This is a genomic window from Nocardioides sp. B129/18 (assembly GCF_055282735.1).
The window spans coordinates 31,371-44,676 of the sequence record NZ_JBUZJI010000005.1; the positions used below are offsets into that span (position 1 = coordinate 31,371).

Below are 13,306 nucleotides of genomic sequence, written 5' to 3' on the forward strand. Positions count from 1 at the left end.
CCCGCCACGCACTGTGGATCCGGTCCTGCGGTGAATCCCCGGACACAGCACGGCGGCTGTGGAACGCTTTCTTCAAGCTCGAATCCCTCCCCCCACATCGGGATCTCGACGCGTTCTTCGAAGGAGATCCGATGTCTGGCCCGCCGCCTCCCAGTGCCCATCTGTCGGCACTCGCCGGACGGCGAGCGTTGCTGGTGGCGGCCACCGGAGGACATCTGGAGCAACTGGTCCGGTTCTCCCGTCGTCTCGAGTGCAGCGACGAGAGCCGCTTTGTCACCTTCGACTCGCCTCAGAGCCGCTCGCTCCTCGCCGGCCGAGACGTGCTCTACGTCCCCTACGTCTCGCCTCGTGACTGGCGGGGCGTAGCCAGCGCTGCGAGGCTGATCCGCCGTTCCGGTGTGGAGCCGTTCGACGCCATCCTGAGCACCGGGGCGGCCGTCGCGCTCGCCGCTCTGCCTGTGGCGTCGCGGCAGCGGCCCTACTTCTACATCGACACCATCTCCCGCTTCGACGCCCCGTCGATGACCGGTCGGATCATGGCGAAGGTCCCCGGCGTCCGCACGTTCACCCAGCACGAACACCTGATCAATGCCACATGGCCGTACGCGGGATCGGTGCTGGACGACTATGCGGGCGCCTCGGTGCCTCTCGCGGATGGCGCGCTGAGAATCTTCGTCACCCTCGGGACGATCCGGCCCTACCGCTTCGACGCGGCGATCGACGCGCTTCTCAGGCTGCTGGGGCCGGACGACGAGGTGGTCTGGCAGGTCGGCGAGACCACGCGAGACGGACTCCCCGGGACGTCGCACACCTACCTGACAGACGAGGAGTTCAAGGACAACGCTAGAAGGGCGGACGTCGTCGTCACCCACGCTGGCGTGGGCACGCTCCTGGGGCTGGCTGATCTGGGAGTGCGTCCGGTCGTGCTACCCCGAAGGGCCCATCGAGCCGAGCACGTCGATGACCACCAGATGCAAGCTGCGCGCGAGTTCTCTCAGCGGGGTCTCTGCCGCTCGGTCGAGGTCGACGAGCTGGCTCGCGAGGACCTTCTCCAGGCACCCGGCGCGGTCTCGGTCGTGACGCATGGCTGAAGTTCCCGCCCTGTGCTTCGTGATGGACCGGCTCAGCCCGCACCTGGGAATGGAGCGCGCCGCTGCTGAGCTGCTCGAGACCTCGATTGGCGCGCATGCCGTGACAGTCGTCCTCTATGGGGTCGAGGCGCCATGGCCGACGCCGATTCTCAATCTTCAGGGGAGTGCGGGTCTGCGCGGTCGTCTGCAGGCTGCTCTCCGGTTGAGACGGGTGCTTCGCCACGAGGCCCACCGCACGGTGGTCTGCGTCGGGATCTGGGCGTTCACGACCACAGCGGTCGCCCTGCTGGGCACCCGGCGCCGAGTCGTGCACTGGGAGCACTCACTGCTGCCATGGCGTATCGAGAACGAGCCCAAGGTCCGTGCGGCATCACTCCTATGGCGACGATGGTCGCGACGTGCATCTTGCGTAGTCGCAGTCAGTGAGGCAACTGCGCACTGCTCCAAGGCGAGTGGTCGACGCTATTCCGCGCCCACGCACGTGATCCCCAATGTCGCGGTTGCCGATGGATGGGCGCCCAACTTCGAGAACAGGAAGGACCGGCGTCGGACCACGCTGGTTGGCATTGGCAGCCTCAGCCGGCGGAAGAACTGGGATGTCGCGGTTCGGGCGCTTGCGGACCTGCCCGAGTGCTTCACGCTGGACCTGTTCGGTGACGGCGAAACCCGCCAGGAGTTGGTGGACTTGTCTCGCGAGCTGGGGCTTGAGGGACGACTGCGGATCCACGGTCACGTGCCTCAGGCCGCACAGCATCTGAACGAGGACGTTGTCATGGTGCATCCGTCGTATGCGGAGACCTATGGGTACACCCTCTTCGAGGCTGCCTGCGCGGGCGCACCCGTCGTCTGCCTACCGATGCCGGTCATGGACGAAGTTGTGGGATCCGCAATTCCCGGGGTGGTCGCGGCGGGGACGAGTCCGAAGGACTTCGCGAAGGCGGTCCAACAGGCGGCTTCAACAGACGTAGATCCAGTGATGGTCGAGCGCGCGCTCGAGTCGCTCACGCCTAGCGCTGTTTCTCAGCAATGGCGCCGGCTCTTGGAGAGTCTGTGAACGCGTTGACGGCAATGCGGCCGACGATCCCGCGCCTCCCGCTCAGGAAGCTCGCCGTGCCCTTCGACCAAGGGCTCTCCAGCGCGATCACTTTCTTGTTCTCGATCGCCATCGCAAAGGTCTCCTCTGCGAGCGATTTCGGTGCCTTCGCCCTTGCTTACGTAGTCATGTGGGTCGCCACAGGGCTGTCCCGGGCTTTCTGCGGCGAGACGGCGATGCTGCGAGTTCCACACGACGGCTTTGAAAAATTCACCTGGACGTCGAGCATTCTCGGCATCGCTCCCGTTCTCGGCGTCGTCATCGGAGTGGCGTCCAGCCTGGTCGCCGTAGTTCTGATCCCCGACCACCTGGGGATCTTCATAGCGACCGCAATCGCTCTCCCCGGCCTTCTGCTGGCAGACGCTGCACGCTACCGCTTCTACACCCATTCCGTCCCGACGCGGGCGATGATGCTCGACCTGATCTGGTGCCTGCTGGCGGCCGCGACACTCGTCGTCGTCGTCGTTAAGCCAGCAGCGCTGACATCCGGTGAGCTCGTGGTGGTCTGGGGTGGTACCGCCGCGCTGGCGGCTGGGGTCTCTCTAATGGCCGACCCCCTCGGCCAGCTTCGTCGAGGTGCTATCGCGGCGGATCTCAAAGAGCATGGGAGGTTCGGCTTGAAGCTAGCTCTCGACTTCGGTGCTGGATCCGGGATCTTCCAGGCCTCGCTGCTTCTTGTGCCGTTGGTAGCCAGTCTCGAGGTGTCAGGCGGGCTGAGGGCCTCCTACGCGGCCATCGGGCCATTCAACGTTCTCGCGATGAGCGCAACCGTCATCGCAATTCCGCGGATGCGTCGCGCGTTCGTTGAAGAGCCTCGTCAAGCCTGGCGTCTTGCATCAGTCGCTGGGGTCTGCATCGTCCTGGCCTCTTCAGCTTTCAGCCTGGCTCTCCTGCTTCTCCCCACCGCGTGGGGTCAGCTCGCCTTCGGTGAATCCTGGGGTTTCGTTGGTTCCGCCCCAGCCTTTCTGGCAGTCGGGCTCGGACTGCAGAGTGCTGCAACCCTCCAGGTTCAACTCATCAGGCTGTCCGACCGCGCTGGGCAAGCAGCGGCCGTGAGGATTGCCCTGACCCTTCTCCTCGCAGGGGCGCTCATCGGCGGCGCGCATGTTGGAGGAGCAACGCTAGCGGGGGTGGGCTCTCTGGCCGGGGCCGTCGTCGCCCTCGCGGTCTGGGCTCTCCTTGGGCTGAGTTCGACTCGGGTAGGAGCGGAGGAATTAAGGCGATGAGAACAACGATCGAGGGGATGCAGAACGTACCTCGCAAATCTTCCACCTCGCATGGCGCGCGAAGCGGATTGCTGTTCTTCGGACTAGTCTACGTCGCCTATTTCGGATTCGGATCAGTCAACATCGTTCCATTGCGCGGAACTGTGCCCCCGTCAACACTGGTCCTCGCACTGAAGGCACTGGCCTTCTTCTACATTGGTGTTGCTTTAGTGTGGTGGATGGCAAAGGGTACGCGTGTTGCCGCCGAGGAGCTGAACGCAAAGGCGAGTCCCGATGGTCTGCGGCGTTTCAGGAGCATCGCGATTGCGATCGGGACCCTTGCTGGAGCTGGAATCATTTTCCAGTTTCGGGCCATCCCGCTCTTTCTAGGCGAGGGCCGACTGTCCGCTTCGGGATATCTTACGCTTTTGAGCTATGGACTGATCCTTGGGATCGCGCTGCACGGGTCGAGTCGGCTGAAGGACGACCGCTCGCAATGGCGGGCAGTCGTCGCAGGTACATCGGCGGTTGTCCTTCTCCTGCTAGGATTTCGCACCTTCATGCTTTTGGCCATCCTTACAGTTTTCTTCGCGGGATGGCTTGGCAGGCAGTTTAGATTCGGAATTCGATCAGGCGCATTGGCTGCTGCAGGCCTGTACGGGCTGTCGTGGCTTGCTGTCTATCGATTTGGCGCTGGAGAGCAGTCGCTCTTCAACCAATATCGCCGCCTGGGCATGACGGATCGTGAGCTGACTATTGCGCCCATCTGGGCAACGCCGCGCGAGGGTGTTGGTGTTCTCTCGATCCTCCGGGAGCGGATTCCTCAGTCGTACCCGCACCTCGACGGCGACATGATCTGGTCCGCATTTCAGTCAATTCTTCCCGGAGAGCAGTTGGGACCGCGACTTCTGGTGGCTGGCTATGTCGAAGGACGTCAAGGTGTGACGATCACGCCTTCGATCCTCGGAGAGCCTTATGTTGATTTCGGCGAGACTGGCGTCTACATTTTCATGTTCGCGCTCGGTGCCTTTCTGGCGACCCTATATCTCTGGTCGCTCCGAGCTCGGACTTGGGCGCCGCAGGTCGCTTACGCGTTCTCCTTGTCGGCTGCAATTCTTGATATCCATTCGGGATTCTTGGATGTCGCCGTGTATGTGTCCATTGCTGTTCTAATTGCATGGGCGCGACGGGCGGAGCGGGTGAGTAGGCGACGGTCAGGAAGCGCAGTTCGGCCGATTGTCGCTACGAGAGTTCGAAGGAGCTGATTTTGAGTCGAGCCGGAATTATGGATCGAAGAAGTGGATTCTTCGCCTTGAAGCTCGTGTCGGCGAGCGACGAGAGATCGTCGTTGCGTCAAGATATTCAGGGCCTCCGAGCGGTCGCCGTGATTGCCGTTGTTGCGAACCATCTGGCAGAATTTCCGCGCGGCGGATTCGTGGGCGTTGATGTCTTTTTCGTGCTCTCAGGATTCTTGATCACTGGCCTTCTGAGGCGTGAGTTCGAACGGTCGGGCTCGATCTCTTTCCTTAATTTTTATCGGCGTCGAGTAAAGCGAATCCTGCCCGCGGCGATGGCCGTGTTGGCTACTACTGCGCTTCTGGCGAAGGCGCTGCTTTTGCCGCGAGATTCGGCATCCACGGTGATCGATTCCCTTTGGGCCGCATTCTTCGCGGCTAACTTCCGATTTGGTTCCGAGAACATCGATTATTTTAACGTCGACCGACTCATTTCGCCAGTTCAGCATTTTTGGTCCCTCAGTATCGAGGAGCAGTTTTATTTCATTTGGCCGCTCCTGCTGCTATTCACGCTGCGCGCTGCAGAGCGGGACAGGGTTTCGGGGTTCCTTCGATCACTGAGCGCGATCTTGCTCGGCATAGTTTGCTGCGCCTCTTTCTGCTATGCGGTATATCTCACTCAGGCGGATGCGAGCGCCGCCTATTTCTCCTCTTTGGGTAGATTCTGGGAACTCGGAGCAGGTGCATTATTGGCGCTTGTCCAATCAAGTCTTCCGCGGTGGAGTTCGGCGTCGCGGTCTGCTCTGGCTTGGTCTGGTCTAGTAGCGATTTTTGCGTCCATCTTCCTGATGCCCTCCAGTGGCCCCTTCCCTGCCCCTGGTGCGCTTGTTCCGGTCCTCGGAGCCATGTTGGTGATCGCGGCTGGATGCGGAGACCGCGCTGCCCTGGACGGTTATCAAGCGCCACTTCTTCTTCGCATCCGGCCGAGTCAGTATGTGGGGGAGATCTCCTACTCTCTGTACGTCTGGCATTTCCCGGTGATTGTCTTCGCCAATGTTAAATACGGAGACTCTGATGCCGTTCGCGCAGCATCGCTTGGCCTAATTGTTCTTCTGTCGATCCTGAGCTTCAATTTGATCGAGGATCCGATTCGCCGATCTTCGCTCTTTGAAATGAGTCGTCGCGATCGCCGGCGCCGTGGGCGGCATCTCTTCGCGGCTGAGACGCGCCGTGTCTATAGATACTGGCTGCTTGCGGCGGTAGTGATTTTGGCCGCCACTACTAGTGCGCTTTCGCTTCAGCCAGCGGACGCACCGCGTGCATTCAATGTCGCCGCTCCAAGTGAGGGGGCTGCAGCTAGTGCCGACGCGCAGGGAGAGTCTGGCCCTTCAAGGGTTAGGGGGCTTTCGGTTGCACAGTTGCAACGTCAGATCGCCGAGGCGCTAAGTTCTGACGCGTGGCCCAGCGGTGTGAAGGAAGCCGCACTCGGAGCAGCGGGTGGACCACAAGCGCCGCCTGACATTCAGTCGTGTTCTACGGGTGGTCCTGCGTCGCCCTCTTGCTGGTGGGGAGCGCGTTCCCCGCGGAAGACGGCAGTTGTCATCGGCGATTCGATTGCCATGACGTTCGTGAATCCGCTGCGGCAGTCGCTCGGGACTGAGGGATGGCGGATCTATGATTTCGCACAAGCTGGTTGCGTCTTTATGTCCCAGCAGAACGTGAACGATGATCCGACCAACTTGGAGACTTGTCCTCGACGCCGGCAGTCTGCAATTGCATTGATTAAGAAGATTCGACCAGATGTCGTCGTCGTTGCCAACTTGTTCGCAACGACGACGACCACCGCGAGTGGGACTCGGAAGTTGAGTCCCTCGGAAATGTTGGAATCCGTGGGCGAAGAGGTAGCGGAAATTCGCGCCGCTGCGAAGCGGGTCGTGTTCTTGGCTGCTCCCCCTGCTGACATCGATGTTTCAGAATGTCTGCCGCGTAGCAACGGGCCTGGTGACTGTGTCACCAGAATTGATTCGTCGTGGCGGGATTTTGCCGCTGAGGAAGGATCTACTGCGTCAAGGCTCGGTGCAGAGTTCATTGATACCTCGCCATTGTTCTGTGTGCAGGACCTTTGTCCTCCGTTTGTTGGCGAGGTGCCAACGAAAGCAGACCGCCGCCACATGACACCTGCTTACGGCGTCATGATCGCAAGAGCACTTTCTGACCTAGTCAAGAAGGCGATCTCTTAAGTCACCGGACCTCACGCCGCGGTTTACGGGGGTGGCGAACTCAGACCACGTCGACAAGACGGGAGTGAACGGCTCGCCGAGCAGGCTCGTACGCCTGGGCGACCTCGCCCAGCCCGGCGAGGGTGCATGCGCCATCCTCGGGGTCGAGGTAAGCCGAGTCGCCGCGCGCCAGCCGCACGGCGGCGCCGCTGGCATTACGCACCTCCACCTCCCCGCCCGTGCAGATCAGCAGAGAGCGCGCCGAGGTCACCAGGCTGACGCCGTCGGGCTCGGCGTGCGACACCTGGGTGATCGCCAAGGCGAACTCGACGTCGGAGGGGCTGAACACCTCGGTGTCGGCGAGCGCGAACTCGGGGTTGACCCGCGCGATGCGGGCCATGCCGGTGCCGCCGAGGCAGGCGACGAGTCCATCAGGGTCGACGTGCTTGGTGGTGAGGCCGGCTCGCAGCACGTTGTCGCTGCTGGCCATCACCTCCAGGCACAGTCCCTTGAGGTGGGCGTGGATGATGCCAGCCCCGAGGTAGGCGGCCTCGCCGGGCTGGAGCGTCATCCGGTTGAGCATCAGCGAGATGATGACGCCGACGTCGTCGGGGTAGTGCTCGGAGATCTCCACAGCGGTGGCGTAGGCGCGCTTGATGTCGAGGCCGAGCTTGCTCAGGGCGCGGCAGGCCCCGACGACCTCGCCGACTTGGGAGGCGGTGATGCCGGCGGTGAGCAGCCACTCGAGGCGGCGCACGATGCCGGCGAAGCCCGGGTCGGCGCGCAGGTCCTCGGCGAGCTTCTGGGTCAGCGGGGTCTCCAGCGGCGCCAGCACGCGGAGGATCTCCACGGTCGGGCGGAAGCCGATGAGGGAGTCGAAGGTGGTCAGCGCGTAGACCATCTCCGGCTTGTGGTTGTCGTCCTTGTAGACGCGGTGGGGTGCGTCGATCGGGATGCCCGCCTGCTCCTCGTTGGCGAAGCCCTGCTCGGCCAGCGCCTTCGAGGGGTGCACCTGGAGGGAGAGCGGCTGGTCGGCGGCCAGCACCTTGAGCATGAACGGCAGGTCGCCGGAGAGGTCGGAGAGCGGCTTCTCGACGCCGTCGGCGTCGACGGCGGTGGACGGCTGCAGATGGTGGGTGCCGATCCACACCTCGGCCACGGGAGTGCCGTCGGGGCGCGAGCCCAGGAAGCGGGGGATCGCGTCCGGCGAACCCCACGAGTAGTTCTGGACCCCGTTGCGCAGCCGATGCATGAGGTCCACCTTAGGAGGCGGCGATGGTCGGATGCGGAGGGATGCGCGGGTTGTGACGCGGTCGCGTCGGCGTCCAGCCGATCAGCGCTCGGCGCTGAGGCTTTCACGCCGTCGATAGCCTGAGCCCGTGACCGGCACTGCTCCTGCGACGACGCGCATCCTCACCGTCTGCGTCGGCAACGTGTGCCGCTCGCCGCTGGCAGAGCGATTGCTGCGCGAGCGGCTCTCGTCGCTGCCCGCCGGCATCGTGACTGTGGGGAGCGCTGGCGTCCAGGGGCTCGAGGGACGCCCGATGGAGAAGCACGCCGCTGCAGAGCTCGTCCGGCTCGGGGGAGACGCCACTGACTTCCGAGCCCGGCGCCTCACTGCCGAGATCGGCGCCGAGGCCGATCTCGTGCTCACCATGACCCGCGAGGTGCGCCAGGAGGCGCTCGCGGTGCAGCCGCGGCTCATCAAGCGGGCCTTCACCCTCCTCGAGCTCAGCCACCTCGTGCGCTACGCCGTCGAGCAGGAGGCCCCCGTGCGCAGCGTCGGCGAGCTGGTCGCCTACGCCGCACGGCATCGCAGCCACGCCGCGGGCTTCGAGCTCGACGTGCCCGATCCGATGGGCCGCTCCGAGCAGGTGCACCGTGAGGTGGCCGATCTGATCGCGGAGCATGTCGGCGTGGTCAGCGCCCTGCTGGTGCCGTTGCTGCGGGCGCGGGTGGGGTAGGGCTCGACGGCCTCAGCGTCGTGCTGCTCTCTTGTGGGCGGCGGGGGTCTCGACGAGCTCGACCACCGGAGATCGGCTCGACCACCGGAGATCCGCTCGACCACCGGAGGTCGGCGGCCGGGTCTCGACAGGCTCGACGACCGCTCGGCCGAGGGAGGTCAGCGCAGGGCGTCGAGCACCGGGGTCAGGAGCTTCTCGATGTGCGCGGTGCTGGCCTCTGCTGCATCAGGGCCACGGCGGAAGGGATCGCGAACGTCGTGGTCGCCCGAGGCGGTGCCGGCGCGGGCGGCGACGGCGGCGATGACGGCGCGGGGCTCGTCGGGCACCTCGTCGGGGCGCAGCCCCTCGAGGGCGGTGGCGAACTGGCCGAGGGTGAAGACCTTGCGGAACAGCGCCGGCTGCTCGTGGAGGATCGCGGTGCGGTGACTGACCTCGGCGGTCAGCACCAGATCGGCGTGCTCCACCAGGTAGCGGGTGAGCGGCTGGCTGCGGAAGCCGTCGACGTCGACGCCGCGTGCGGTGAGGGTCTCGCCGACGACGTCGTCCACGGGGTGCTGGTCGTAGCCGTGGGTGCCCGCCGAGCCGAACTCGATGCCGGCGTCCGGGCCCGCCAGGTGGCGGGCCAGCAGCTCCATCGTGGGGGAGCGGCAGATGTTGGCGGTGCAGACGAACAGCACCCGCAGCGGCTCGGCCCCGGCGACGGCGGCCCGGGCGCCCCGGGGCTCCTCGACGCCTGCGACGCGTCCGGCCGGTGCGGCCGCCGCGGGGAGGTCGAGGTGGCCGCTGGCGCGCAGGGCGTCGACGACCTCGCCGAGCGCGTCGTCGATCGAGCGCCCGGTGGTGTCGACGCGCACGTCGGCGTCGTCGGGCTCCTCGTAGGGCGAGGAGATGCCGGTGAACTCGGGGATCTCGCCGCGCCGCGCCTTGGCGTAGAGGCCCTTGCGATCGCGGCGCTCGCACTCCTCCAGCGGCGTGGCCACGTGGACGAGGAAGAACGCGCCGCCGGCCTCCTCCACCATCGCCCGCACCTGGGCGCGGGTCTCGGCGAACGGGGCGATCGGGCTGCAGACCGCGAGCCCGCCGTGGCGGGCGATCTCGGCGGCCACCCAGCCGATGCGGCGGATGTTGGTCTCGCGGTCCTCCCGGGAGAACGTCAGCCCGGCGGAGAGGTTGCGGCGCACGACGTCGCCGTCGAGCGAGGTGATCGAGCGCGCGCCCTGCTCGAGGATGCGGTCCATCAGCGCCTGCGCGAGCGTGGACTTCCCGCTGCCGGAGAGGCCGGTGAAGAACAGCACCAGGCCCTGGCGTCCGGGCTCCGGGAGCGCCTGCTCGACGACGGCCGCCACCGCGGCGGGCAGCTCGGCGTCGGGCCCGGGGTCGGGCAGGGCGAGCACGGCGTCGTCGCCGGCGTAGGCGGCGGCCACCTGCACGCCCAGCGCGTGATCGGCCTCGGCGTCACCGTGCGCTGCGAGGGGAACCGCCACCACCACGGCGTCCGGCAGCAGCTCGGCGGCGGCCAGCGTGGCGCGCACCAGCGCCACCGCCGGCAGGACGGACGTGCCGTGCCCGGTGAGGGCCAGCAGGACGACGGGCGTGGTGCCGATCGCCGCGAGCTCGGCGGTGGTGAGCGGCCCCGCGACCGGCACGATCGCGCGCCCGGCGTGCTGCGCGCGCACCTCGGCGGGCGTGAGGTGCAGGCGACGGAACGGGCCGAACTGGGGGCGGGAGAGCACCTCGATCTCCCCGCCGGGCAGCGTCACGCGCGCCAGCGGCAGGCCCTCGGGGTCCACCAGCTCGACGCCGCCCGCGGCCTCGGCGGCGGCGCGGACCTCCTCGGGCAGGCTCAGCGTGACGACGCTGCCCGGCTCGTCGAAGCGGGTCAGGGGTGCGAGCGCCCCGGCGCCGAGCAGCTCGAGGTCGTCGAGCTCGCGAGGGGAGGGGCAGTGCTGCGGAAGGCTCGACACGGGCTCATCCTGCCAGCCGGGCGGGCATCGGGGCCGGGCGTCTGCCGCCGGTCTGGACGGGCCATAGGGTCGGCGGCATGAGCAACGCCGTGCCCCAGCCCCCGCACCACGAGGTGCTCGTCGAGATCCGTCGCTCGGGGTTCCTCGAGGGGCGCCACCGCGGCAGCGTCGTGGCCCTCGACGCCGACGGCTCGGTGGCGTGGGCGGTCGGCGACGCGACCAGCCCGGTGCTGCCGCGCTCGTGCAACAAGCCCGTGCAGGGCCTGGCGATGGTCGAGCTCGGCCTCGAGCTGCCCGACGACCTCCTCGCCCTGGCCTGCGCGTCCCACTCCGGCGAGCAGATCCACCTCGACGGCGTGCGCCGCATCCTGGCCGGCGCTGGCCTGGACGAGTCGGCCCTGCAGACGCCTCTGGACTGGCCGCTGGAGGAGCGCGTGCGCGACGAGCTGCTGCGCGCCGGCGGCGAGCGCAGCCGCGCGCTGATGAACTGCTCGGGCAAGCACGCCGCGATGCTCGCCACCAGCGTGCTGCGCGGCTGGTCGATCGACGACTACCTCGCCCCCGACCACCCGCTCCAGCAGGCCGTCACCGCCACCTTCGAGCGGCTCACCGGCGAGCCGATCGCCGTGGCCACCACCGACGGCTGCGGTGCCCCGCTGCTCTCCGCCTCGCTCACCGGGCTCGCCCGCGCCTTCCGCTCCCTGGCGATCGCGCCTGACGGTCCACAGCGGCGCATCGCCGAGGCCATCCGGCGTCACCCCGAGATGGTCTCGGGCACCACGCGCCCCGAGCGGGCGCTGCTCGGCGCGATCCCGGGCGCCATCGGCAAGTTCGGCGCCGAGGCGGTCTACGTGCTCGCGCTGGCCGACGGTCGGGCGCTGGCGCTGAAGATCGAGGACGGCGCCCCGCGCGCCTGGCCGCTGGTGGCCGCCGCCGCGCTGCGCCGGATGGGCGTCGCCGACGACGTGGGCGTCGACGCCGGCGTCATCGACGCCCTCGCGGAGGTGCCGCTGCTCGGCGGTGCGGAGCGCGTGGGGGAGATGCGCGCGGTGCTCTGACCCCGCGTCCCGAGGCGCCGCTGCTAGCAGCGCTAGCGGGCCGAATCCCTGTGCCGACTGGCCTCCTGTGACTGATCGCACCCTGCTAGCAGTTGTTAGCGCTAGCAATTGCTAGCACACTGGAGGCATGGCGAAGGGCAAGGTCTCGAGCGCGGTCGACACGCTCGGCGAGTACCTCAAGGAGCAGCGGGTCGGAGCCCAGCTCTCCCTGCGGCAGCTCGCCGCGCAGGCCGGCGTCTCCAACCCCTACCTCAGCCAGATCGAGCGAGGGCTGCGACGTCCCTCGGCCGAGGTGCTCCAGCAGATCGCCAAGGCGCTGCGCATCTCCGCCGAGCAGCTCTACCTCCGCGCCGGCATCGTCAGCCCTGACGACGGCGTGGGCGGCAGCGTGGAGCTGGCCATCCTGGCCGACACCGCGCTCACCGAGCGGCAGCGCCAGTCGCTGCTGGACGTCTACCAGTCCTTCCTCGCGATCAATCAGGCCCAGACCGACCCGTCCGAGGACGCCGGGCAGCAGCCCGACGCCTGAGCGTCCGCGGCTCGGTCTCCCGCCGGGCCACCCCCGACCCGTCATCACGACGGACACCTGAAGGAGCCACCAGCATGGCCACGTTCACCCTCCCGCAGCTCGACCTCCCCGCCCTCAAGGACCTCGACCTCAAGTCCGAGGCCACCCAGGCCCTCTACGCCGGCACCGGCGCCCTCGACCTCGCCGTCGAGACCGTGCGCGAGTCGGTCACCGAGTACGTCGCGGACGTCCAGAAGCGCATCGCCGAGGTCCAGAAGGACGTCGAGGTCCGCCTCGCCGACGTGCAGAAGCGCATCGCCGACGTTCAGAAGACCGTCCAGGGCATCGACCTCGAGCCCACCGCCCTGCGCAGCCAGGCCACCGGCGCGGTCAACACCCGCGTCGAGTCCCTCACCGAGGAGGCCAAGGCCCGCCGCGCCGCCATCGAGGCCCGCGTCGCCGAGCTGCAGGCCGAGGCCCGCGCCCTGCCCACCAAGGTGCAGGCCGCCCTCGAGGAGAACGTCGCCACCGCCGGCGCCGCCTACGCCGACCTCGCCAAGCGCGGCGAGGGCGTCGTCGCCCGCCTGCGCAAGCAGGACGCCGTGCAGGACCTCCTCAGCAGCGCCCAGAAGGCGGTCGAGGCCGTCGAGAACGCCTTCGACGCCGTCGAGGACGCCCTCGAGTCCGCTGTCGAGGAGCCGGCCGCCACCGTCAAGGCCGCCGCCCCCGCGAAGAAGGCCACGGCCAAGCGCACCCCCGCCAAGAAGGCGCCCGCCGCCAAGAAGGCCCCGGCTGCGAAGAAGGCCCCGGCCAAGAAGGCTCCGGCGAAGAAGGCCCCCGCCGCCAAGAAGGCGCCCGCGAAGAAGGCTCCGGCTGCCAAGAAGGCCTCGGCCGCGAAGACCACCGGCACCACCGAGCAGTCCTGATCCACCCCCTCCCTCCCCCGCGAACGCGGTCGGCCCTCGGGCC

11 protein-coding genes are annotated in these 13,306 nt (G+C 67.3%); 9 read left to right on the top strand and 2 right to left on the bottom strand.

The annotated features are described in order from the left end of the window. Positions 1-131: 131 nt before the first annotated feature. From ACZDWJ_RS05130 to ACZDWJ_RS05150, 5 genes are read left to right on the top strand one after another with little or no spacing between them, the layout of a single operon-like run. A complete protein-coding gene (locus ACZDWJ_RS05130) occupies positions 132-1,091 on the top strand; it encodes a glycosyltransferase (RefSeq protein WP_463519851.1) in 960 nt (319 codons plus the stop codon). Next, positions 1,084-2,145 (top strand): glycosyltransferase, encoded by a 1,062-nt coding sequence (locus ACZDWJ_RS05135; protein WP_463519852.1) that lies wholly within the window; start codon positions 1,084-1,086, stop codon positions 2,143-2,145. The genes ACZDWJ_RS05130 and ACZDWJ_RS05135 overlap by 8 nt, the downstream gene beginning before the upstream one ends. Continuing rightward, complete coding sequence (locus ACZDWJ_RS05140; protein ID WP_463519853.1) at positions 2,142-3,410, top strand: MATE family efflux transporter; 1,269 nt, start codon at positions 2,142-2,144, stop codon at positions 3,408-3,410. Before ACZDWJ_RS05135 ends, ACZDWJ_RS05140 begins: the two co-directional genes overlap by 4 nt. Beyond that, the gene (locus ACZDWJ_RS05145) at positions 3,407-4,654 is read left to right on the top strand and encodes a hypothetical protein (RefSeq protein ID WP_463519854.1); all 1,248 of its coding nucleotides are present in this window, start codon (positions 3,407-3,409) and stop codon (positions 4,652-4,654) included. Before ACZDWJ_RS05140 ends, ACZDWJ_RS05145 begins: the two co-directional genes overlap by 4 nt. A gap of 56 nt (positions 4,655-4,710) precedes the next feature. Further along, positions 4,711-6,864 carry an acyltransferase family protein gene (locus ACZDWJ_RS05150; RefSeq protein ID WP_463520010.1) on the top strand — a complete coding sequence of 718 codons (2,154 nt, stop codon included), beginning with the start codon at positions 4,711-4,713 and terminating at the stop codon, positions 6,862-6,864. A 40-nt stretch (positions 6,865-6,904) separates the two neighbouring features. Here ACZDWJ_RS05150 and manA read toward each other — a convergent pair whose 3' ends face one another. After that, entirely contained in the window at positions 6,905-8,095 is a 1,191-nt protein-coding gene (manA, locus tag ACZDWJ_RS05155; protein ID WP_463520011.1) for a mannose-6-phosphate isomerase, class I, read from the bottom strand. A gap of 127 nt (positions 8,096-8,222) precedes the next feature. On the opposite strand from manA, the gene ACZDWJ_RS05160 reads away from it, so the two are divergent. Then, complete coding sequence (locus tag ACZDWJ_RS05160; protein ID WP_463519855.1) at positions 8,223-8,807, top strand: arsenate reductase/protein-tyrosine-phosphatase family protein; 585 nt, start codon at positions 8,223-8,225, stop codon at positions 8,805-8,807. A 158-nt stretch (positions 8,808-8,965) separates the two neighbouring features. Here the strand turns inward: ACZDWJ_RS05160 and cysC are convergent, their stop codons facing one another. Beyond that, a complete protein-coding gene (gene cysC / locus ACZDWJ_RS05165; protein ID WP_463519856.1) occupies positions 8,966-10,771 on the bottom strand; it encodes an adenylyl-sulfate kinase in 1,806 nt (601 codons plus the stop codon). 77 nt (positions 10,772-10,848) lie between these two features. On the opposite strand from cysC, the gene ACZDWJ_RS05170 reads away from it, so the two are divergent. The 3 genes from ACZDWJ_RS05170 (at position 10,849) to ACZDWJ_RS05180 (ending at position 13,263) form a co-directional block, all read left to right on the top strand. Further along, entirely contained in the window at positions 10,849-11,829 is a 981-nt protein-coding gene (locus tag ACZDWJ_RS05170) for an asparaginase (RefSeq protein WP_463519857.1), read from the top strand. A gap of 127 nt (positions 11,830-11,956) precedes the next feature. Continuing rightward, positions 11,957-12,358: a helix-turn-helix domain-containing protein gene (locus ACZDWJ_RS05175; protein ID WP_463519858.1), complete on the top strand. Its 402-nt coding sequence runs from the start codon at positions 11,957-11,959 to the stop codon at positions 12,356-12,358. 74 nt (positions 12,359-12,432) lie between these two features. Then, on the top strand, positions 12,433-13,263 hold the full coding sequence (locus ACZDWJ_RS05180; protein WP_463519859.1) for a hypothetical protein: 831 nt from the start codon (positions 12,433-12,435) through the stop codon (positions 13,261-13,263). Positions 13,264-13,306: the final 43 nt, after the last annotated feature.